Raw genomic sequence first — 22,453 nt, 5'->3', positions numbered from 1 at the left:
CCATTACTTAAAAATAAGCCAGATTTGGTTGAAAAAGCAAAAGAAGTTTTTGCTAATTTAAGTCAAAAATATACTTGCGAGTTTGATGATAATGGAAATGTTGGTAAAAGATATAGAAGACAAGATGAGATTGGAACACCTTATTGTTTGACTGTTGATTTTGATACTCTTGAAAAAGGGACAGTAACTGTTCGAGATAGAGACACAATGAAACAAGAGACGATTAAAGTTGAAGATATTGATAAGTTTTTTGCGGAAAATTTATAGCTTATAGTAAAATATCTTACTTAGAAGCTAAGCTTCCAATTGGAAGTTTAGTTTCTTTGTTTGACTAGATTGCTAAAAAATTTTCTTTTTTCCGGAAAAGCGATTTTTTTTGGTAAGTTATTTATTGAAAAAAATTTGTAGTCACTTACATCATCCATGGCTACCATATCTTTAAAGGATGGTAAGCAATGATAACTAAATTATATTATTCGTTATTTCTTCCTTTGTTTTTATAATTTTCTGTAAAAGTATTTTCAATATTAATTATTTTAGCATCTAGGTTTAGTTCTTCTTTAATTTCTCTAATGATTGAGTTAGAGGGGTTTTCATTTGCATTAACAAAACCACCAGGCAAGTCCCAGTATCCAACATAAGGTTTAATTTTTCTTTTTACTAAAAGTAATTTATTTTCGTTATTATAAATTAATCCTACCACAGCAGGTTTTGGGTTATTATAAAAAATAAAATTACATTTTTGACATGCAAAAAGATTTTGATAAATATTTTTGTTATCAATTTGGTTTCTTTTATATTTTGTTCCACATTTTGGACAATTGTTATATTGCATATTTTTTAAATTGTAACATAAATTTACGCAATTTTAATAATTATGTCAAAGTATTTGGAAATAAAAGCAAAATAAATAAATTTATGTTATAATATAAACATAAAACAACTTATGGTCGATTCAATATTTCTAAATATAAGTATCATTTTAGGGGTAGCTATTGCTGTTTCTTTTTTGGTGCAATTACTTAAACAACCCTTAATTATTTCCTATATAATTACGGGTATTTTAGTTGGACCTGTTTTTCTAAATATTATAAATAGTAGCCAGGAGTATTTTCATATTTTTGCCGAGTTTGGAGTTATTCTTCTATTGTTTTTGGTTGGGCTTAGTCTTAATTTTCACTTTTTAAAAAAGATAGGGAAGGTTGCCGCTGTTACTGGTGGAGGGCAAGTTCTTTTTACGGCCCTAGTTGGTTTTTTGATATTGACTTGGCTTGGGTTTGATAGAGAATTTTCAACTTATCTTGCTATCGCTATCACATTTTCTTCGACTATTATTATAATGAAGCTTTTGGCTGAGAAGAGGGAGACGGAAACAGTTTACGGTCGCTACACTGTTGGACTTATGCTTATTCAAGATATTATTGCGATAGTACTCTTGATGATGCTGCCTGCATTTAAAGAGGGCGGGCCGATTGCTTTTTCGTTAACAGCCGTACTTTTAAAGAGCACACTTTTTTTGATGGCAATATATTTAACATCAAGAATTATTCTATTGCTCCTAAATAGGGTTGCTAAATCAGGTGAATTTCTCTTGATATTTACTATAGCTTGGTGTTTTTCTGTGGCAGGACTGGCTGAATGGGTTGGATTATCTCTTGAGGTGGGTGCTATTGTTGCCGGCCTTTCTCTAGGTTCTTCTATTTATAGAGAGGAGATTACTAGTAGATTAAAACCTCTTCGAGATTTTTTTATTGTAATGTTTTTTATAATTCTTGGAAGTGAAATGAACATTGGTGGTTTTGGGGAGGTGATTGTTCCAGGGATTATTCTTTCCCTTTTTGTTTTAATAGGGAATCCTTTTATCCTGTACGTTCTTTACAGAACAATGAAATTCTCAAGAAGAGTTTCCTTTAGGGCTGGTCTTACAGCAGCGCAAGTATCTGAATTTGGTTTTGTGTTTTTATTTGTTGTTGAGCAACAAGGTTTTATGAATTCTAATTTATTACCCCTATTTACCTTTGTAGCCCTTGTGACAATATTTATTTCGTCTTATTTAATAATGTACAATGGTCAGATTTATAAAAAGATGGAAGGATTTTTAAGACTTTTTGGAAAGGACAAATATTCAAGCCCCGAAGAAAAATTAAAAAAATATGATGTTCTGGTTTTTGGATATCATAGAATAGGATGGAAAGTTGTTGATGCTTTAAGTGAAATGAAGGTTAATTTTGCTGTTGTTGATTTTGATCCTATTGCTATCGAGAAGTTAAAAACTAGAAATGTTCCTTGTTTTTTTGGTGATGCTACAGATATAGAGTTATTATCCGAGTTGCCCTTGGCAAGCACTAAAATGATTATTTCCACTCTGCCAAGCAGTAGCTGTCAGGTAACAATGATAAAGCATGTTAGAGAAAGCCATTCAAAACCAATAATTATAGGGACTCTTTCATATGTTCGTTTTCTTAACGAGATGTATGAGGCCGGGGCAGACTACGTGATGATGCCACATTTGATTGCCGGAGATTGGCTCGCCAATATCTTGAAAGGAGAAGACTGGAACAGAAAAACTACTAAAAAACTAGTGAGACAACAAAGAGAGCAGATGTTATTGAAACACACTTTGCCTGTTTAGTTTTTATGAATAAATGGCAAAAGATATATTTATTTTTTGGAATTGTGATTATATTAATTACAGTTTTTTTATTTATAAAAAATAATGTTTCAAAAAAACTCGAAGTAATTTTCTTCGACGTTGGACAAGGGGACTCTGCTTTGATTAAAACTCCCTATGGTCAAGATATTGTGATTGATGGTAGTCCCGACAACAGCGTTTTGGAAAAGTTGAGTAGCAGATTGGGTTTTTGGAATAATGACATAGAGTTGATGATATTAACCCACCCTCATGAAGATCATCTTACTGGTTTAATTGAGATAATTAGGAGGTATGATGTTGAGAGGATTATGTATTCAGGAATTGATTACGACTCGATAATTTATAAAACATTTTTAGAGGAAGCCGAGAGAGAAGGAGCGGAGATAATTGTCATTGATAAAAAACAAAGAATAAAATTGGGGGATAATCTATATTTTGATATCTTATATCCCGAAAAGGATATTAGCAAAGAAGTCCACAAAAATGTGAACAACACTTCTGTTATTTCTCGATTGGCTTATGGTGATAAAAGTTTTTTGTTTATGGGAGATGCCGAGAGAGAAGAGGAGCTTGAGATAATAGATAATGGAGGGTTAGAATCTGATGTTTTGAAATTGGCTCATCATGGTTCAAAGACAAACGATGAGAACTTTATAAACATTGTTTCTCCTGAATATGCTGTTATTTCTGTTGGAGAGGATAATAAATTTGGACATCCAAATATAGGCGTTTTAAATATGCTTAATAAAATTGGAACAAAAATATTTAGAACCGATGCGTATGGCGATATTAGTTTTTTTAGTGATGGGGTTGGATTGGGAGTGGTTTATTAAGAGGTATGGTTTAAAGATTCTATCGTTTCGCTGGCGCTTCATTCCAGAATGACAAATTCATTAGGTCTATTGAAAAAATAAGCTATCTTGCTATAATTAGATTAAATTAAAGAAACATTATGGCAAATGGGAAAAAAACAATACTTCTAGTGGAGGATGATAATATGATTAGCGCTATGTATAAAACAAAGTTTGAACAGGCTAATTTTGAAGTTTTGATGGCCGATAATGGCGCTGATGGTCTTGAATTAGCTTTAAGTAATAAACCTGATTTAATACTTCTTGATATTATAATGCCACAACTAGACGGGTTTACAGTGCTCGAAAAATTAAAAGCGGACACCAAAACAAAGAATATATCTGTTTTTCTTTTAACAAATCTAGGCACAGAAGAAGACATCCAGAAGGGGCAAGAATTGGGAGCAAAAGATTATCTTGTAAAAGCGAACTTGACACCAGCGGAAGTTCTCGATAAGGTAAAAAAGGAATTTAAATAATATTTAATTATAAATGATTCTATTTGAGTTGATTAAACTTTTATAGAATTTTATTTTTGTATGAGTCATCTAAAAAACGAAAGAACTGTGGTTATTATTAAACCAGATGGAGTTCAAAGAACATTAATTGGCGAAATTATTAAAAGATACGAAAAAGTTGGTTTAAAACTAGTTGCTATGAAAATGGTAATGCCAACACCCGAGAGAGCAACAGAACATTATATGGTTGGTGGAGAAGAGTGGTTAGAGGAAGTTGGAAGAAAAGCTAACGCTTCTTATGAGAAGAAAGGCTTGAAATCCCCATTCGCGACAAATAAAGATTGTGGAGTTGCTGTTCTTGAGAGAAATGCAAAGTATTTGAGTGCTGGACCTGTTGTTGCTATGATTTGGCAAGGTGCTGGTGCTATCCCATTGGTAAGAAAGATTACTGGTGGAACAGAGCCATTATCAAGTGATGTTGGAACAATTCGTGGTGACTACACCCTGGACTCTTATGCTATGGCTGATCAAGGAGAGAGAAGCGTTAGAAACTTGATTCATGCTTCTGGTGAAGTAGAAGAAGCTGAGAAGGAAATAAAAATTTGGTTTTCAGAAGATGAAATTCTTGATTATAGATTAATAGTTGAAGCAATGCTTTATGACGTTGATCTAGACGGAATTAAAGAATAAATTAATCCGCAGATTCAAATAAAAAGGTGCTACGTAACATGCTACGTAGCACCTTTTGTATTTGACAAAAATTAAAAATATGTTAGTATAATTAACATATGAATAAATATAGTTTTACAATTTTAGGCAAGTTATCTGTCATTAGAATGGCAGTGATTTTACCTGTTAAAAAATTGGACGACTAATATATTTATATAAAATAAACTAAAAATATGTAGGCCGTCCAATAAGGGACGGTTTTTTTGAGTATAATTTGATCTTTTAATAATCAAGAAAGGGAAAGTGAAATGCCAGATTCAGATGCAAAATCATATCCAGATAGTGATAGAGGTTATCTAAATTTCCAGCTTAAAAAATACGAATTTTTTCTTCCAACGGCAAAAACAAAAGAGGCTAAGGAGTCATTGGAGAAGAAAATATCAGAGCTTAAGAATGTTCTTGCAGGTTAACACCAATACCTAAGAGGAGGTACTATGAAAGGGCGACCACTATCTTCAACCGAAAAAAAGCACACTAAGTTGTGTTCTGACCTTGTTCGAGTCGAAAAGAAATTGAAAAACAAAAGACTTGGCGAGAAAAGAAGGAAAGGCCTTTTGCATCAAAAAGATTGTTTGAAAAAAGGTATTAGTAGTCTTATGGATTCTGTTAGTTTGCCTCGTCCGATTGAAAATAAAAAAAGTGTACACAATGATGAAAGTGAAGTGATTAAAGATTTTGTTTTGATGTGTAAAAAGTGTCAAACAAATAAACTCCATCCAGGTAAATACTGTCAAAGTTGTGGTCACACAGAATTTGAAAAAAATTGTATTGTAGTCCTGGGAGATTTTATAAAACCATCTAAACTTTTGGTTTCAGAAAATCCACCAGCACGCCCCGGTGCAGCATTGGTTGGATTCAGTTTTCTAACCCAGCCCCTTTCTTAAATATTTTTAAATCAAGCAATCATAAGTCTTATTTAAAAATTACTATGGGAGAAGAAGAGACCCTTCTTCTCCCTAATTTAAATTTTATTATTTAACATATGTATAACAATCAGAGCAATAAAAATATATCTCAAATGACCCAGGTCACCCTCTCTTCCTTTGGAATTCACCTCGTTATTAATATTATTATTAGTGATATATTTTTGTTGCTTTGAGGATATTTAAACTAGTTTTTTAAAAATCGTCCTCAAAAGACGATTTTTTTGTTAAGGAATGCTCATTTGAAATTTAATTTACGAAAGGAGATGCTTGTGAGAAAGTTAGCTAAAAAACAAGATATTATTTCGTGGGAAAAAGGAGAAACAGCTACTTCTCAATCTGAGGTTTATTCTAGACTTCCTATTAGCTGTGTTGTTATTTTTTATCAAAGTGGAAATATCGAAAAAGGAGAGTTTAAGATTGAGATTGCTTGCAATGTTGTAAAAACTGATTATTATTTTGAAAATCATGACAAGATTATGAACGAAGCTAAAGTAAAAGCTAAAGGAAGAAAGATTGTTAAGCTTGACAAATAAGTGAGGAGAGCGAAGATGAGTGAAAATAGAAAGAAAAAGTATTCCTTTGAAGAGCTTTTAGAAAAAATGAATTCTAAAGAGTGCGCAGTGTCCGCGAAAGAAAATAATTTTTTTTAAACTTCATGGAGGCTTTTTAAGTCACACCTCTAACGAAAATTTAATATTCTGTTGAATGGCTGCAGTTTATCAAATTGCTGAAGAGTCTGAAGTTCCTGTATCTTTTTGTAAATCGTAAAACAAAACGGAGCTATTTATTTAGCTCCGTTTTTTCATTGAAAATTATTTTTTTGTATAAGGCAGTAGTTTTATAATATTATCAAAATGAGATGATCCTTTCAGGGCTTGGTTTATTTTATCTTTAGCTCTTCCTGTCTTTACAAATTTGAGCCAGTCTTTATTGGGTCCTTTTCTTTTTTTGTCTATTAGTATTTCAACCATATCTCCATTCTTTAATGTCTGGTCGAGTTTGGCCATAGTATTGTTTACAAGCGCTCCAGTTGCATGGTTCCCAATTTCGGTGTGAACGGCGTAGGCAAAATCAATTGGAGTAGAACCTTCAGGCATATCAAAAACATCTCCTTTGGGAGAAAAGACAAACTTTCGTTTTTGGAAAATATCAATTTTAATTTTTTGAATAAATTCATTGGAATTCATAGCTTCTTTTTGAGTTACTAGAATATCCTTAACCCATCTTGGCTGATTTTCAGCATTCTTCTGAATTCCTCCTTCTTTTTTGTAGTACCAATGAGCGGCAATTCCGTAAAAAGCCTCGTCATTCATTTCAGTGGTTCTTATTTGAAATTCAGTCGCTTTCCCACCTGGCCCGAAAACAGTTGTATGCAAACTTCTGTAGCCATTTGGTTTTGGAACAGCAATGTAATCTTTGAAACGAGAAGATTTTGGTTTCCATAATTCGTGAATAACCCCAAGAACTCGATAACAGTCAGAAATATTAGGGACAACTACTCTCAGTGCAAATACATCATAAATCTCATCAAAACGTCTATTTTTGATTTGCATTTTTTTATAAATACTATAGAGATGCTTAAACCGGCCAAGTATATCAAACTCCTTAAGGCCGACTTCTTTTAGCTTATTTCCTAATTCTTTTTTAATTTTTTGAATATATTGGTTGCGCTCAACTCGTTGTTCAACCTCATATTTGTATTCGAGTTTTTTGAATTCTTCAGGATAGAGATGCTTAAAACAGAGGTCTTCGAGTTGCCATTTAAAGCGCCAAATACCAAGTAGTCCTGCAATTGGAGCATAAATTTCTAGGGTTTCACGAGCAATTCTTGTTCTTTTTTTCTCAGGAAGACCTTCTAGGGTTCTTAAATTATGAAGTCTGTCAGCAAATTTTATTAAAATAACTCTTAAATCTTGAGCCATGGCCAAAAACATTTTTCTCAAAGACTCATTGTATCTGTCTACTCCTCTATATTTAATTTTGGAAAGTTTTGTAATCCCTTCTACTAGAAAAGCTACCTCACCTCCAAAATTGTCTTTAACGTCTTTTAATGTTTTTTCAGTATCTTCTGGAACATCGTGGAGAAGTCCTGCCATAATAGTTTCAGGATCGGCTTTAACCTGAGCGAGTAGAAAGGCAGTATGTAGGGTGTGTTGGATATAGGGCTCTCCAGTTTTTCTTTTTTGGCCCTTGTGAGCATCATTTGCAAAATCATAAGCAAGGCGCAATAAATCCAAGTCAGCTTCTGGACTATTTTCTTTAACCTTATTTATAATTCTGTCTATTGTCATCTCCATAGGGCCTGGTCATTCTTTAGTAATTTATGTTATAATACTATTATAAAAATGTGGAAAAGTCAAAGAGAGTTAAGGCTCTTGGTTTTGTCTTATTTTGAATTAATTTAGGCCCTCCATGCTTAATAAAAAAATTAAAGGAAGGATTTTAGGAATAGCTGTTTTCAGTATTTTATTTGCTGTAGCTATTTTTTTGTTGCCAGATTTCGTATTTGCTCAAGTTGACACAGGTATAAATAGTGCAGCAGGGATTGGCCTTTCTGATACTGACCCGAGAATTATTGTTGCGCGGGTTATTAGGGTGATATTAGGGTTTCTTGGTATTATTGCTTTGGTTCTAATTCTTTATGCTGGTTGGATGTATATGACGAGTGCTGGAGCTCCAGACAAGGTAGATAAGGCAAAAAAGATTTTATCAAGTGCGGCCATTGGCCTTATTATTATATTGTCTGCTTTTGCAATAGCCACGTTTATTATAAATGCTTTGCTCGGGGCCTCTATGGGTGGGGGCAGTGGCAGTGGCAGTGGAGCTGGTGGTTTTAATAATGGCGTCCCAACTTCCGGAAACAGTATTATAGAATCTCATTATCCAGAACGTGACCAAGTAAACGTCCCAAGAAATACAAGTATAGTTGTTACCTTCAAAGAGGACATGGATCCAACACAAATTATTCAAAATACAAACGGAAATGCTCTCCTAGGAGATTGCGATGATTTTAATTCTAATTCACAAAATGATCCAGGCGAGTGTGATTTAATTGATGAAGATTATGTTTTAATTTACAAAACTGATGATGGTACGGCAACTGCTACGCTAGTAACCGAGGTTATCGCAAATGTTATGCCTGACAATAGAACTTTCCGGTTCAAACCATTTGATTATCTTGGTAGTCCTTCGGAAGCATTATATTATTCAGTTGCTTTTTCAAGCCAGTTGGATAAAGGGGATGGAACGGATGCTTTTCCTGGAGCCATTGGCGCAATTGGTTATGTGTGGCAGTTCTTAGTTAGTACCATAATAGATGTTACCCCTCCAAGAGTAGTAAGCGTTATTCCTTATCCATCAACGACGGAACCTAGAAATGTTGTAGTACAGATTAATTTTAACGAAGCCGTTAGTCCACTTTCATCAAGCGGTTCTACTCTTGCTGGCTTCAATAATATAGTTGTTAATGATTTAACGGGGGCAGACATTGTTGATGGTAATTTTTATATTTCAAATCAATATCGAACAGTTGAATTTCTAACTGAAGATTTTTGTGGCAGAAATTCTTGTGGAGATAGAGTATATTGTTTGCCAGCTACAAGTAGTATTGAGGTATTAGTTAAGGCAGCTACTTTGGTTATGACTGGTGAAGCAACTGCTCTTTTCCCATTTGATGGAACAGTTGATATGGCTGATAATTCTTTGGATGGAAATAAAGATGGCAACGCTCAAGGACCTGATTCACAAAGTGGTCTACCACCTTATAATGAAAATATTCCAGATCCTTTAACTCAAGGAGATTCATATAGATGGGATTTTAATACTTCAGATCAGATACTTTTGAGCGCTCCAACTATGTTGAGTATTTATCCTGGGATAGGGGATGTTGATGTCGGATACAATGAAAGACCAACAGCTACTTTTGACAGGCTAATGATGAGTTCTAGCATGATAAAACATTGGCCACCTACTGCAATCGGTTCAGTTGCTCTTTATTCGACCAGTTCCTTGCCTTTTTCTCTCGCCAAATATGACAATATTCCAAGTAAGCAAACTACTATAGAAATAAGGCATGATCCTTTTCTTGATTTTAATGATTATACTCCTGAGTTTAATGCGGGCCTTAAAGATATTTATCAAAATTGTTTTTATACAAGTGCTGGGCCTGGATGTTCACCAACTCCAACATCAACCCCGACTGCTTTCCCTTATTGTTGTGAAGGAGCTTTAAGCACATTACCTTGTAACTAAATGTTAAAAAGTTTTAAAAAAATTGCTGTATTTTTGATTATTTTCTCCTTTGCTTTTGTCATAGGAAATACTGTTTTGGCCCAAATTGATACAGGAATTAATCAAGCATCCGGTATTGGTCTTGGAGACACAGACCCGAGGATTATAGCCGCTAATGTTATTCGAGTTTTTCTTGGCTTTTTAGGTGTTATTGCTTTAGTTTTAATTCTTTATGCTGGATTTCTTTGGACGATGAGTTCTGGTGATCCTAGTAAAATAGACAAGGCTAAAAAGATTTTGATTTCAGCTGTGATAGGACTTTTAATTATCCTTTCAGCTTTTGCTATCGCTAGCTTTATATTGTCTAGACTTTTAGGGACAACGACTGGTGGGGCAGGTGGAGGAGGTGGTGGTGGTGGAGGTCCATTACCTCCAGGACCAGGACCAAGTGGACTTTCATGTGATGGGAATACCTTGACTCCAGTCTGTGACCCAGACAATTCTTTCTGTGTAACTGCAACAGAATATTGTGAACCGGCAAGTTGTACTTGTCAGCTCTTAGGTGGTTTTGGTGATCCATGTGATCTTGATACTTTAACTCCGGTTTGTGATCCTGACGATACCATGTGTATGTCTGCCTTGTCTTGCGATGGAACCACATGTCTTTGTGGGGGAGCTCCTATTATAGATTGGATTAGTCCAGTTGATGAACTTGGAACACCAAATGGAGCAATTGGCGATTTCGTAACTCTTGGTGGAAGATTCTTTGGAACCACTACTGGTCAAGTATATTTTTCAGATGCTACAGGGAATCCAACAATTCTTGCTCAATTCCCAAATTCAGTAAATACTAATTGTACTGACAGCTGGAACGATTGGCAGATTATTGTAGTGGTACCAGCTGGTGCTCAAGATGGACCCGTTCGAATAGTAAGGCAAATTGATTTAGAAGAAGATGTTACAAACAATACTAGAGGTCCTGCTATTGATGATTTTTTAATAAACGCAACAAATAGACCAGGTCTTTGTTTGGTTAACCCTGCTTTTGGTTATTACGAAGACACTTTTAATCTACAAGGAGTTTCATTTACCGGAACTATTCAGGAAGTTTCTTTTGGAAGCATGATTGGTTCGACTTCTGCTACAAATATTATTAACTGGACAAATACTTCTGTGGATGCAGATGTCCCAAATATTAGAGGAGGGAATAATACTGTTTTTGTGACTGCCGATGGAGCTTATTCTAATGCTCTTAGTTTTAACGTTTATATTGATTTAAATAATACTCCTATCATTGACCATATTAATCCTAATCCGGCTCCTCCTGGACAATATTCGACAATTTTTGGGAATAATTTTGGAAATTCTTATTTGGCACCAGCTCAAGTGTTATTTACTCACCAGGTAACTGGCTCAACCTATGTTGCTGATGGTCTTGATTTTCCAATAGAATGTCAAGATTCTTGGTGGCGAAATAATTATATTATAATGAAGGTTCCTCCCCAAATTAGAACGGATGGTAATTTTGGGCTTTATGATGTAGTAGTTACAAATAATGCAGGGTTCTCTAGTTTGCCAGAAACATTTGACGCAATTAATGCACCTCCCGGTCCTGGTATTTGTGAAATGATTCCACATAATGGTCCTATTGGTTTTGATGTTGAAATAATTGGTGATAATTTTACTACTACAATTGGTGCTGTTGATTTTTATGACACTATTAATGCCCCAAGTATCCTTACTTGGACAAATCAAAGTATTGAAACCGTTGTTCCAGCTGGTTCTCAGACTGGTCCAGTAAGAGCAACCACATTAGCACCTTCAAATCCTTTTCCCTTTATGGTTGGAAATTGTGATCCTAGCATAGCTCCGACTGATCCGCTTTTTCAGTGTACGACAGGTATAGAAGAATGTTGTGCGGCCGATACTTATTGGGATGGAATTTGTCGAAATACAGGAACCTGTAATGATGGCGCAGCTATTACTACCACTGGGTATGGTTGGACTTTCACATCTGAGGGTGTGATTGGTACGGCAACTACAACAGGGTTGACTTGCTCTGGTTGGTCTAGTGGAAACGCTTGTTTGGTCGATGGAAATAATTGTCCAAATTCACCGGGTGAATGTCAAACTGATCCAGCACCCCTAACAGGATTTTGTAGTGATAGTTATTGTGAAAGTCTTGCTGGTTGCGGCCTTGGTAATTGCGAATATGATAATACTCTAAATAGATGTGTGGCAACATTTGGTGGTGCCTATCAGGATACTTGTTCTCAGACAACATCAATGACTTTTGATGCCACTCCATATGACGCTACTTGCGCTTTAGTAACTGCAGCTAGTGGACAAGTTGGTGCTTGGCAAATTCAGACCGGTGGAGCAAGTTGTCCGACAGGAACATATCAAGACACAAATGGTTGGTGTACAGTCGGTAGCCCAACCTTAGGCCCTCTAACATGTGACTTATGCGATACGGGTTATTCTTGTTCTCTTGGTCAGTGTGCTATAGGCGGTTCTGTTTGCAATAGTGCTTCGGCTTGTAATGTTTCTGGTTTTTGTGAAGGACCGGCTACTTGTGAATGTTGTTGTGAGGTAGCAGCTAATGATTGTTGTCTTGGACTTACTTGTGAGGCTGGAGGCTGTGGTGACATGGCTGATGCTACGGTTCAGGCTGACTATGGTTTGTGTACTGGATGTCGTGTAGAAGATGGTGCAGACAATACAACTGTCAGTGCCTCTGAGCAGGCGGCTAGTGATTTGGCTTGTAATTGCACAGGAACTGCTGGTAAATTTTGTTATATTGATTCTACAGCTCCAACAGGAGATCCATTATTGAGCGGCGTTTGCCTTGATGTTTTAACACCCCCGGGAGGAGGAATTGGAGCTGATTGTGATGACCCACTACTACCTGGTATTTGTGATCCAGATCAATCAATGTGTTTACCTGGATTGTTCTGTGGAACGAGTTGCACTTGTCAACCAGAGAATACCCTACCAGGCGCGCAATGTATTCAAGATCTTACAATTGGTTTGACTTCTGTTTTTACTTGTAACCCAAGCTTTGCTTGTGGGACTGGGTATTCTTGTTTAGATGATCCTCTCATTTCTGATCCAATTGAAGATTGTGGTACTTGTTGTTGTGATCCGACAATCCCTCAAACAATAATCTCTCCAGAGGGAGATACTCTAACTTGTCAACCTGACAAAAGTCCATGTGGCGGTGCTACCAGGGGATTGTATTGTGGTTGTGATACCGATTTAGAATGTGGTAATCCAAATACAGCCGCTTGTGGCGATGATACTTGTTGCCGTCCAAGACCTCAGGTTGTTAGCACCTCTCCACCTGACGAACCCGCTCCAGGAAGTACCGATGTCTGCCGAAATGTTTTATTAGAAGCTTATTTTGATACGGAAATGGACACTTCTAGTTTCAGGGGTAATATAATTTTGCTTGGTGATTACGGAAATGATTCTTGTCCAGATGGAACTAATTATTTGACTATAGAAAATGGAGATGAAAATTATATAAATAAAAATGTATTTGCAAAAGTATTCAACAATATAAAAGAAAAAATTACTTCATTGATATTTGGTGAGGCTAGTGCATATAATTTTGTTACACCCACAAATAATTTTTGTGCAATTCAAGGAAAGAGTGATGGCTATAACAATACAGCTGGACAGGGAGTATTAACTTTTGCGCCTAATAGAGCTTTGGATGGTGATATTAGACATTATGCAATTATTCTTGGTGACGAAGATACTCTCGATGATATTCCAAGAGGTGTTCTAGATAGATTTAGTGTAAGCATGGGAGTTAATTCGACTTACCCTCTGGAAACATTCAATTCTACCGATTATGTGAATTCCTATATCTGGTCATTCGTAACTTTGTCTGATCAAGGAGAAAATCAAGGGCTTTGCACAATAGACTATATTGATGTTGATCCTGCTTCATATTTATTTCAAACAACAGAAAACAGCTTAGTGGAAGAAGACACAGATATTTTAAATGTTAGTGGTACTTTTGACACTGAGAGAGATGCAGACAAACTTTTTGTAGCGACAGCAAGGACTATGAGTGGACAAAGTCTAAATCCTGTTGCAGGACTTTATACTTGGGCATGGGGGTGGGTGATAAATAACTACGGACTTGCTGATTTTGCAGGAGTGTTCCCAGCCAACAGTAATAAAAAATTAATTAGAGCTGACTCAACAGCCACGGAAGGAAGTACAGAAGCTGAAGCAACAACAGCTGTTACTGGCTCTTTAGCTCTTCCAGCAGAGACTCACACGGGAAGTGCTAACATTTATTTATTTTTATGCAATAATCCTTGGCCACCAATTGATGGAGCTGGTCTTTGGGCTCCTTGGCAAGACCAGGATAACAATTGTGATATTTTACCCGAAGGAGCAGGAACCTGCGCTAATACAAACTATGAATTTTATTATTGTCGTGATCAAGGATCAGAAAGTACCTTCGATGACTTACCGCCAATACTAGATGATGCTATTATCCGTGGCCGTGATACTGACCAGGATTTATTTAAAGAATATTATTTTTTTAGAGAAGCAACTCCAGATTTGTCTACTATTGCTCTAGATGTTTCTTCTGTCCCAGCAGCTGGAGAATCGATTGATATTTGGTGGGGTAATTTTGTTCCTGATGCGGGGGAAGTGCTTGATGAATTTTTGATACACTATGGTACAAGCAGTGGTAATTATACAAGCACCATGTCTGTTGGTCCTTTTGTTCCGCACACCCTAGTTTCTCCCGTAATTGTCCCAGATCTTATTAACGGACAGACATATTATTTTGCTATAACTGCTGTATATGAAAGTGGAGCAGAGAGTGATTTATCGAATGAAATAACAGCCGTTCCAGAAGATACTCAAGATCCAGTTGCCCCTCTTGTAATAAATGCTGCTATTGGTAATGCTGAGGCGGAAATAGAATGGAACCCAGTTGTTGACGCAGTTTCTTATAATCTCTATTGGAAAGCAGGAACTGGTTGTGCTGCCTCTACGCCACCAGATTGTTATGGTAGCTCACAAAATGTTGGAGATGCTACAGCGGCTTCTATAACTGATTTAACAAATGGAACTATTTACTTTTTTGCAGTTACAGCCGTTGACGCTTCTGGGAACGAAAGTGCTTATTCAAATGAGGTTTCGGTAATTCCGGCTGTTACTTCAGCTACTGTTATTTCAGGAGCTACTCAAGTTGCTCTTGGGTGGATTTCAGCTAGTTTAGCCAATCAAGATGATATTTATTATATAGATATGGGAAGTATTGCTGGTATTTTTGAAGAGTTTGAAGAAGAAGGAAATAGAATAAATCTTTTTGGAGATATTATTAAATATTTTATAAAGAAAATTTCCTATTCTTTTATAAATAGCGCAGAGGCTCAAGGAGGTGAACTAAGAATTCCTCTTTGTAGTACAAGTCCGGGATCTATCTGTCGTGAACAAGTTATTGAAGCGGATGGTAAACACAGCACGGTTATAAAAAATTTAAGTAGTGGAAGAAAGTATAGATTTATTATAAAAAATGGTCCAACAGATAATCAAGAGGTTGTTGATGATATTGTTGTTGAGATGATGGAGCCAGATGCAACCCAAGCGACAACACCAGCGGGTGTATCTCCTGATTGTGTGAATGGCGAGTGTGCTGACCCTGACTATCTTGAAATAACACAGGTTAAATATCTTGAAGAGACAAACGAAATTCAGCTTACATGGGATAGTCAATCTGATGTTGAATATTATGTTTTTGGATACGAAGGAGCCTTAAATAATGATCCACCAATAGCTACTATTATGAGTCAGGGGGAAGGAGAGACCTCTTGGAAAGAAGTTGTTGATACTAGCCATAAATATTATATTGTTTATTCAAATAATTCTGAGTCAGATCCCGTTGGATATCAAGAAATAAATGCCAATGAAGGAATTACTCAATTCGATTTCCCTTTTAATTCTTTTGATAAAAGTGTAGGAGGTATTTTTGGCACTCAAGTAATTGGAGGAACAAATGAAGCTGATTCTGACAGAATATGGAAGAATAATGGTGTTAATTATGAATTTTCTTGGTTGGTGGATGGAGTTGCTTCTGAATACGATGGAATGTGGTTTAACGGTAATCTCCCGACTGAAGTTGAAATTTATCATAACGATGAAACTATTATCCAGATAAGAGAAGGGCATCCAGTTCAAGATGTTGTTATTACTGGTGCATGTCCCAACCCGGCTGATTGTCAGAACGAACTTGTTATCGAAACTTATTAAATTGATTATATAAAATGCATTATAAAAAAATAAAATTTTTATTTCTTAGTCTTTTTATTTTAAGTATTTTTTTTGTATTTAAAAATCAATCTTTCGCCCAAGAATCATCAGATGCTATTTCTGTTAGGGTTCTTCCAAACCCTACTCACTACTCTTCTCAACGTTGGTATACAGAGCAAGGATTCATCGGGACTCCCCAATCTTTACTAGTTGATGGGTATGAGGCCATTCGAAATGGTAATACTGTTTATGTGAATGCGGCTAATATTGCTGGAGCAGTTCCTACTTTATTTACAAATATTTATATAATTTCATATAATATATCAGCTGATAGTGATACAGAAGACATTTTTGCTCGTATTTTGGATAATTGGAAATTTAATAGAAATATAAATACTGCCACAGGTTTTTGTTCTCCTGATTTTTCTTCAGTGCTCTGCGTTACTAATGATGATTGTCCTCTTGGAGAATATTGTTCTTCGGATAAATCCGAAACCATTAGAGATACAACCAGATTAGCAAATATTGCTGAGTTTAATATAGCATTGGATGAATATATGAAAAATAATGGCCATTATCCGACTCTTTCAGCTGGAACATATTTGCCAAATAAAACTGTCTCAACTTGGCCTAGTTGGCAGGGAACCCTTTCAAAAGAACTTGGTGTTCAGCTTCCCGTTGACCCCATAAATGAATTAGGAGACTGTGTTGGTTATGACGATATAACTTGTTGGAATGAAAATGATAAAGAATTTGCTGATCCTATTGTCGACACCGACCTAGATTTACCTTTAAATAGTAGGGCTTTTATTTATCAGGCCAACCCAGATGGTTCTACTTTTGATATCTGTTCCGAAATGGAATCAGTTTTTGTTTTTGGAGTAGGTAGTGGGGCTTGTGCTGCTGGCACAGCGGCTGTCCCTATTGTCACTCCACTAGCGCCTATTACTCCAATCACACCAATAGTAGGCTCAGCCAGTACAGTTAATTATCCTCCTCAGGTAATAGCCTCTAATATACCAACTGCTTTTATAGGGCATTCCTATACAGCCTATATTCAAGGAGTAGACCCCAATAACGATACTATTACATGGAGCATTGATACTTCGATGACAACTTGGACAGATTGGTCAGGAGCACCTTCCTTGACATTCACAGCTGTAAATAATCAAATATTAGTAGAAGCTACAACGGTAGGAGCCGTAGGAACTTATAGTTTTTCAATAACTCTCACCGATCCTTCCGGTGCTTTTACTACTCAGACTTTTTCTATCCAGGTTCAAAACTTTCCTCCGATTATAAATTCACTCCCTCTTTATCATGTTGCCAGTAGCACTCTTCCTTTTTCTGGGGGATTTACAGTTTCTGGAGATGTCCTAAATTATCCTCTTACTTATTCTCTTGATCAGCCCTTGCCAAACAATTTTAGTACAACTTTTACTCCGAGTGGAAATTATTGGGATTTTTTGGTATCAGGTATACTTGTTCCGGATCCAGTCTCTAATATTATCAATCACGGAACAACTCCTTTTGTGAGAAATTTAACAGTTACAGATTCTTATGGTGTGAGTAATTCCGAACAACTTATTATAAATGTTATAAATCATAAACCAGTGATACAACCTTTATCAACTTGCCAGGATAGATTAAGATCACTTCCCGTGGCATTTGTTCCTCCCCCAACTCTTCTTCTGCCGACTATTGTTAGTTTATCAGTCAGTCCAAATCCTTGGATTGTTAACAACATTAATACAGGGGGAACTGTTACCGTGAATGTTACAGTTAATACATCAGATGCTCTTACATGCACATGGTGTGGTGCACCTGTCAATTGCAACGGAACGACCCCTGTAGTTACTTCTGGCTATCAAACAGGAAGTGTAGTTTCTTGTTTGCTTGTGGCTACAAATGTTGTAGGGAGTGTAAATAGGAGAGGGTTTACTCTCTCCGAATGTTCTGGATATCATCAGTCTACAGGAACTTTTCAGGGCCTGATTGGTAGTGGTGGATGTAGTGTTGGTGACCCATGTTTGGATATCAACCCGGGTCTTTGCACTGAATCGATTGTACAAGATGGCCCTTTTTGTGTAGATGATACAAATTCTTCTACTGGTCATTATTATCAAGAATGTGATGCAACCTGTTCTGAACCAGGGGCTATTTGTGACGCTTTTAATTGGAATGAAGTTTGTTCTGGATTTTGGTTGCCATATAACAGTTATCAAGATGAGGTGGCTTGCTGTGATGATGCTGATTGTGCAATAGCTCCTAGTTGCATCGGAAGAGAATGTATTTATGAGGCTTTTGTCAATCTTATTGAGCCCCTGTCTTGTGGACTTACTTCAACTTCTTCCATTTGGTATGAAACCTATGGAAAAAGATGTGGTGAATTAGTAGGTCTTAATTTTTGGGATACTCAAATCTCCAATGGCTCAACAACAGCAGATTTTATTGCTGCTTATGATAGTGATTGTATTTTACTATCGGGGACAACAAACAGAGCTGTTTGTAATAGAGATTTACTTTGTAATGGTATTGGTACCTATGATACAAATACAAATGATTGTTATGAATAGATAATTAATTTATAAAAAAAAGATGATAAAAATATTTAATAAATTAAATTTTAGTTTAATATTACTATTTTTTATTTTATTCTCCGTAAAAGGTTCAGTCGCCCAAAGTGTTTTAACTCCTTGCAATATTGATGCCGTTGATCAGGAAGGAAATTCTTTTTCTTATTCATTGACTGAAACTACTCCAGGGGTTGTAATTGACCCCAATACAGGGATTATTAGCGGATCCTCAGCTAGTGTGGGCACACATATTATTGAGGTGACAGTTACTGATGAATATGGCGCTGTATCCGATCCCTATGCCTACACCTTGGTTGTAGATTCTTATTGCGGAGATAATGGAGTTCAGACTCCAAACTCAGAAGGAGATGGAGGTCCTATAAATGACGGCAATGAAGAATGCGATGGATTAAATGGTATAGCTTTTACTCCTTCTGAAAGCAGCATGAGTAAATCTTATGCCTGCTCAGGACCATGTTTTCCAGCGACAGATTGTACTGGCTCATGTTCATTTCTAGATTCTTTTAGTGGAGGTGGCTGGTGTGGAGATGGAATTGTTCAAAGCGCACATCCTATTACTGGAAATCCCCTAGAAACCTGTGACCCGATGGAAACAAAGGCTGACTATGAACTAAGGGTTGGTCCTGTAAGTGATTCAACTTTTGCAGTATTGCAACTATCATGCTCTTCCGATTGCCAGCTTGGTTGCGCCACGGATCCAGATTTAGCCAGAGGTTGTTATATAGATACAAATGATAATGGAATTATTGATAGCGGTGAATGTCAAAAGGGAATGTTTACCTGTGAAAATACTGGGATGCTTGAATGTTTTGATATTTTTAGTGTTATGGGTGGTTCACCTGTTTTTGACGAATGTTGTCGAGGTAATGTTGCCGAGCTTCAAGACGGGAATATAGTTGGGACCCCATTCTTGGTAGTAAGAGCACTTGCTTCAGATATGGGTATAGGTGGCTATGTAATGGATCATTCGAACTTAGTATATTATTCAAGTGTTTTTAATTGTGATGATGTCTGCTTAAGAGAAAACAGGGTTTGTGTTGGAGTTGGTCTTTCTCAGGTAGTATCAAATTCTTGTGTTTCTGTTATGCATGACAATGGAAATGATTGCAATCTAAATAGTAATTTAGCCACCAATGATTGTAAATCAGGTTATTTAACAGGTGGCGTGCACTGCATGGAAACAGCAACAGCTGGTTTTAGGATTGGTGAGACTTTGTGTTATTGTTATTAGAAAAATATTTATGAAATTTCTAAATTTAAAAAGTATAGCTATTCTTTCTTTTCTTATATTGATTCTTTTAATTTCTCTTTATTTGGTTTTTAAAAATGATGAAGAAAATATAGTTTATGAACAAGTAGAAACACCACAACGAGAAAAAATAATAAGTACAAATCCAAATGACGTAAAAAGAGAAACTTTCACGCCAGTTGTTTTGGGTTTTGAGGATTGTATAGATTTGGTCGGGGAAGAAAAAGAAGAGTGTCTAAACCAAGTAAATTATAATGTAGCTTATTTAAATGATGACATTAGTTATTGTTTAGAAATAAATAATTACGATAAAAGAAGTGAGTGTATTTATGGTTTAGTTAGGGAATTATACAGCGTTAATAGTTGTAAACGTATTCCAAATCATAGTCGTTCTATGTCTTGTATTCAGGACTCTAGCATAGCTACTCGTTACACAGATTTTTGTGAAATTTTTGAAGGAGAACCTTACGAAAAACAAGAATGCCTAGATAGAACAAATGCTTTTGTTATTCCTGAAAGATATGAAATAAATGAATGTAGTTCAATAGAAACATTAGAATATAAAAATTTGTGTTTTCAAAATTTCTATGATGCTTGTGATGATTTAAAAGATAGGGGAGATAGAGAGGATTGTAATTCAGCTAGGGATTATTATTTAATTAGCATCAAAGAAGATTGTCAAAAATTACTTTCCAGTAAATATCAAAGAGTATGTTTTGAAAAATTTAAGCCAGAAAATATTAATAAAAAAGTAACTGAACTAGATATTGATGGCGATGGTCTTTGGGATGAAAAAGAACTCTGGATGAATACAGACCCCTTTAATCCAGATACAGATGGTGATGGGCTAAGTGACTATGAAGAAATTATAGAAAAAAAAGGAGGTAACCCACTGGATGCTGATACTGATCAAGATGGTTTATCTGATTACGATGAAATACAATTAGGCACCAGTGTCCAGCGACCAGATTCAGATGGTGACGGAATATTAGACAGCGCGGATAGTGACCCACTTTCAGGAGACTCCGATAATGACAGGCTAACTGATGCTGAAGAGATTCTTTGGGGAACAGATCCAAACAATAGAGACACAGATGGAGATGGGTTAAGTGATTATAATGAAATAAAGAACGGTAAAAACCCACTTGGTGAAGGCTGGAAAAGTGATACCGATGGAGATGGATTAATAGATGTTGATGAGATATTCTATTTAACCAACGCCACCAAAAAAGATACTGATGGAGATGGTGTGAATGATAGGGATGAAATAGAGGCAGGAACAAACCCTCTGGGACCAGGTGATTTTGATTTTGATGGAGACAGATTATCTGATAAAGAAGAAATTGAATTAGGAACAAATATTTACAAAAGCGATACTAATGGAGATGACGTAACAGATTATGAATCAATTAAAAAAGGACTAGATCCAATATCAAAAGACACAGATGGAGATGGTCTTAATAATCTCTATGAAATAAAAAATGATCTAGACCCAATAAAAAGTGATACTGACGGAGATGGTTTATCAGATGGAGATGAAATAAATAAATATTTTACTAATCCAAAAGACTTAGATACTGACAATGACGGATTCCTCGACGGGGAAGAGGTTCAAGCCGGCTTTGACCCAAGGACAGCTTCTGGGGTATAATAAAAAAAGAAAATAATAAAAATATTATGTTTGATGAAATTGATAAAAAAGAAAACGTAAATTTCGAAGGGGGAGAAGCTTCTATAAAAAAAAATATTGAGAATGAAAGTGAGGAGATCAATGAAGAAAATGTGAGTGATGTTACTGAAAGAACTCCAGTTGTTCCTGCCGAGGGAATAGAAGATATTTTTTCTAATGAGGAGGATGATTTAGCGATGGAAAATAACGCCTCAGAAGGATCATCATATAATCAAGGAAAAGAAAAACCAGATGTATTTGCCCCGGTGGATAAAGAAAATAATCAAAATGAAACTGAAAAAGAAAAATCTCCTTTTTTGAAAATATTTTTAATCATTATTCTTGTCGTACTTGTGGCTGTCGGTGGATACTTTGCTTACGATAAATTCTTAAAAGATATTATTTTTAATACAGAAAAAAATACAGAGCAAGATGTTGTTGAAAGGGTGGTTGAAGATGAAGAAAATATTAATGAAGACTCCTTAAAAAATATTGTTCCAGAAAATAATCAAATAGAAGATATTCAAGAAGTTAAAAAAAATGATGTAAAAACCAACAACACGGTCGCCAGTGATAAGGATACAGATGGTGATGGTTTGAGTGACCAAAAAGAGATGGAACTTGGAATAAATATAAATAATATTGATACGGATGGTGATGGCTTGTTTGATAGAGAAGAGGTCGCTGTTTATGGAACTGATCCAAAGAACAAAGATACTGATGGGGATAGTTTTTCAGATGGCAGCGAAGTGAAGGCTGGTTATAACCCAAATGGAGATGGTAAACTATATGATATAAAATAAAAA

16 protein-coding genes are annotated in these 22,453 nt (G+C 35.9%); 14 read left to right on the top strand and 2 right to left on the bottom strand.

Annotated elements, in window-relative coordinates:
• On the top strand, window positions 1-267 hold a 267-nt coding region (locus PF572_02520), incomplete at its 5' end, for a His/Gly/Thr/Pro-type tRNA ligase C-terminal domain-containing protein (GenBank protein MDA3839940.1).
• Window positions 268-472: 205 nt separating this feature from the next.
• Here PF572_02520 and PF572_02515 read toward each other — a convergent pair.
• Window positions 473-835 (bottom strand): NUDIX domain-containing protein, encoded by a 363-nt coding sequence (locus tag PF572_02515; protein MDA3839939.1) that lies wholly within the window; start codon window positions 833-835, stop codon window positions 473-475.
• Between the two features lie 111 nt (window positions 836-946).
• Here PF572_02515 and PF572_02510 point away from each other — a divergent pair, with 111 nt between their 5' ends.
• The 7 genes from PF572_02510 to PF572_02480 all read left to right on the top strand — a co-directional run bounded on the left by PF572_02510 (window position 947) and on the right by PF572_02480 (window position 6,150).
• Window positions 947-2,632, top strand: coding sequence for a cation:proton antiporter (locus PF572_02510; GenBank protein ID MDA3839938.1), 1,686 nt, complete (start codon window positions 947-949; stop codon window positions 2,630-2,632).
• Between the two features lie 5 nt (window positions 2,633-2,637).
• The gene (locus PF572_02505; GenBank protein ID MDA3839937.1) at window positions 2,638-3,486 is read left to right on the top strand and encodes an MBL fold metallo-hydrolase; all 849 of its coding nucleotides are present in this window, start codon (window positions 2,638-2,640) and stop codon (window positions 3,484-3,486) included.
• A gap of 119 nt (window positions 3,487-3,605) precedes the next feature.
• Window positions 3,606-3,983, top strand: coding sequence for a response regulator (locus PF572_02500; GenBank protein ID MDA3839936.1), 378 nt, complete (start codon window positions 3,606-3,608; stop codon window positions 3,981-3,983).
• Window positions 3,984-4,043: 60 nt separating this feature from the next.
• Window positions 4,044-4,652, top strand: coding sequence for a nucleoside-diphosphate kinase (locus tag PF572_02495; protein ID MDA3839935.1), 609 nt, complete (start codon window positions 4,044-4,046; stop codon window positions 4,650-4,652).
• A gap of 287 nt (window positions 4,653-4,939) precedes the next feature.
• Window positions 4,940-5,101: a hypothetical protein gene (locus tag PF572_02490; protein MDA3839934.1), complete on the top strand. Its 162-nt coding sequence runs from the start codon at window positions 4,940-4,942 to the stop codon at window positions 5,099-5,101.
• A 24-nt stretch (window positions 5,102-5,125) separates the two neighbouring features.
• Window positions 5,126-5,575, top strand: a complete 450-nt coding sequence (locus PF572_02485; protein ID MDA3839933.1) for a hypothetical protein — start codon at window positions 5,126-5,128, stop codon at window positions 5,573-5,575.
• Between the two features lie 281 nt (window positions 5,576-5,856).
• Window positions 5,857-6,150, top strand: coding sequence for a hypothetical protein (locus PF572_02480; protein ID MDA3839932.1), 294 nt, complete (start codon window positions 5,857-5,859; stop codon window positions 6,148-6,150).
• A gap of 279 nt (window positions 6,151-6,429) precedes the next feature.
• Here PF572_02480 and PF572_02475 read toward each other — a convergent pair whose 3' ends face one another.
• Window positions 6,430-7,914, bottom strand: a complete 1,485-nt coding sequence (locus PF572_02475) for a RelA/SpoT family protein (protein ID MDA3839931.1) — start codon at window positions 7,912-7,914, stop codon at window positions 6,430-6,432.
• A 115-nt stretch (window positions 7,915-8,029) separates the two neighbouring features.
• Here PF572_02475 and PF572_02470 point away from each other — a divergent pair, with 115 nt between their 5' ends.
• The 6 genes from PF572_02470 to PF572_02445 are packed head-to-tail and all read left to right on the top strand — an operon-like array spanning window position 8,030 to window position 22,450.
• Window positions 8,030-9,868 (top strand): hypothetical protein, encoded by a 1,839-nt coding sequence (locus PF572_02470; GenBank protein ID MDA3839930.1) that lies wholly within the window; start codon window positions 8,030-8,032, stop codon window positions 9,866-9,868.
• Window positions 9,869-16,132, top strand: a complete 6,264-nt coding sequence (locus tag PF572_02465) for a hypothetical protein (protein ID MDA3839929.1) — start codon at window positions 9,869-9,871, stop codon at window positions 16,130-16,132.
• 14 nt (window positions 16,133-16,146) lie between these two features.
• A complete protein-coding gene (locus tag PF572_02460; protein MDA3839928.1) occupies window positions 16,147-18,708 on the top strand; it encodes a hypothetical protein in 2,562 nt (853 codons plus the stop codon).
• Between the two features lie 22 nt (window positions 18,709-18,730).
• Window positions 18,731-19,960 carry an Ig domain-containing protein gene (locus PF572_02455; protein ID MDA3839927.1) on the top strand — a complete coding sequence of 410 codons (1,230 nt, stop codon included), beginning with the start codon at window positions 18,731-18,733 and terminating at the stop codon, window positions 19,958-19,960.
• Between the two features lie 10 nt (window positions 19,961-19,970).
• Window positions 19,971-21,629 (top strand): hypothetical protein, encoded by a 1,659-nt coding sequence (locus PF572_02450; protein MDA3839926.1) that lies wholly within the window; start codon window positions 19,971-19,973, stop codon window positions 21,627-21,629.
• A 26-nt stretch (window positions 21,630-21,655) separates the two neighbouring features.
• Window positions 21,656-22,450 carry a hypothetical protein gene (locus tag PF572_02445; protein ID MDA3839925.1) on the top strand — a complete coding sequence of 265 codons (795 nt, stop codon included), beginning with the start codon at window positions 21,656-21,658 and terminating at the stop codon, window positions 22,448-22,450.
• The last annotated feature ends 3 nt before the right edge of the window (window positions 22,451-22,453 follow it).

This window comes from Patescibacteria group bacterium, from assembly GCA_027858235.1.
Taxonomy (GTDB): Bacteria; Patescibacteriota; Patescibacteriia; order Patescibacteriales; family BM507; genus BM507.
The sequence above is the reverse complement of the archived record's forward strand: the minus strand, read 5'-3'. Positions and strand labels throughout refer to the sequence as shown.

Excerpts from the sequence above, each read along its gene's own strand:
- PF572_02515 (MDA3839939.1), bottom strand. The coding sequence starts at position 835 with ATGCAATATAACAATTGTCCAAAATGTGGAACAAAATATAAAAGAAAC.
- PF572_02510 (MDA3839938.1), top strand. The coding sequence starts at position 947 with ATGGTCGATTCAATATTTCTAAATATAAGTATCATTTTAGGGGTAGCT.
- PF572_02505 (MDA3839937.1), top strand. The coding sequence starts at position 2,638 with ATGAATAAATGGCAAAAGATATATTTATTTTTTGGAATTGTGATTATA.
- PF572_02500 (MDA3839936.1), top strand. The coding sequence starts at position 3,606 with ATGGCAAATGGGAAAAAAACAATACTTCTAGTGGAGGATGATAATATG.
- PF572_02495 (MDA3839935.1), top strand. The coding sequence starts at position 4,044 with ATGAGTCATCTAAAAAACGAAAGAACTGTGGTTATTATTAAACCAGAT.
- PF572_02490 (MDA3839934.1), top strand. The coding sequence starts at position 4,940 with ATGCCAGATTCAGATGCAAAATCATATCCAGATAGTGATAGAGGTTAT.
- PF572_02485 (MDA3839933.1), top strand. The coding sequence starts at position 5,126 with ATGAAAGGGCGACCACTATCTTCAACCGAAAAAAAGCACACTAAGTTG.
- PF572_02475 (MDA3839931.1), bottom strand. The coding sequence starts at position 7,914 with ATGGAGATGACAATAGACAGAATTATAAATAAGGTTAAAGAAAATAGT.
- PF572_02470 (MDA3839930.1), top strand. The coding sequence starts at position 8,030 with ATGCTTAATAAAAAAATTAAAGGAAGGATTTTAGGAATAGCTGTTTTC.
- PF572_02465 (MDA3839929.1), top strand. The coding sequence starts at position 9,869 with ATGTTAAAAAGTTTTAAAAAAATTGCTGTATTTTTGATTATTTTCTCC.
- PF572_02460 (MDA3839928.1), top strand. The coding sequence starts at position 16,147 with ATGCATTATAAAAAAATAAAATTTTTATTTCTTAGTCTTTTTATTTTA.
- PF572_02455 (MDA3839927.1), top strand. The coding sequence starts at position 18,731 with ATGATAAAAATATTTAATAAATTAAATTTTAGTTTAATATTACTATTT.
- PF572_02450 (MDA3839926.1), top strand. The coding sequence starts at position 19,971 with ATGAAATTTCTAAATTTAAAAAGTATAGCTATTCTTTCTTTTCTTATA.
- PF572_02445 (MDA3839925.1), top strand. The coding sequence starts at position 21,656 with ATGTTTGATGAAATTGATAAAAAAGAAAACGTAAATTTCGAAGGGGGA.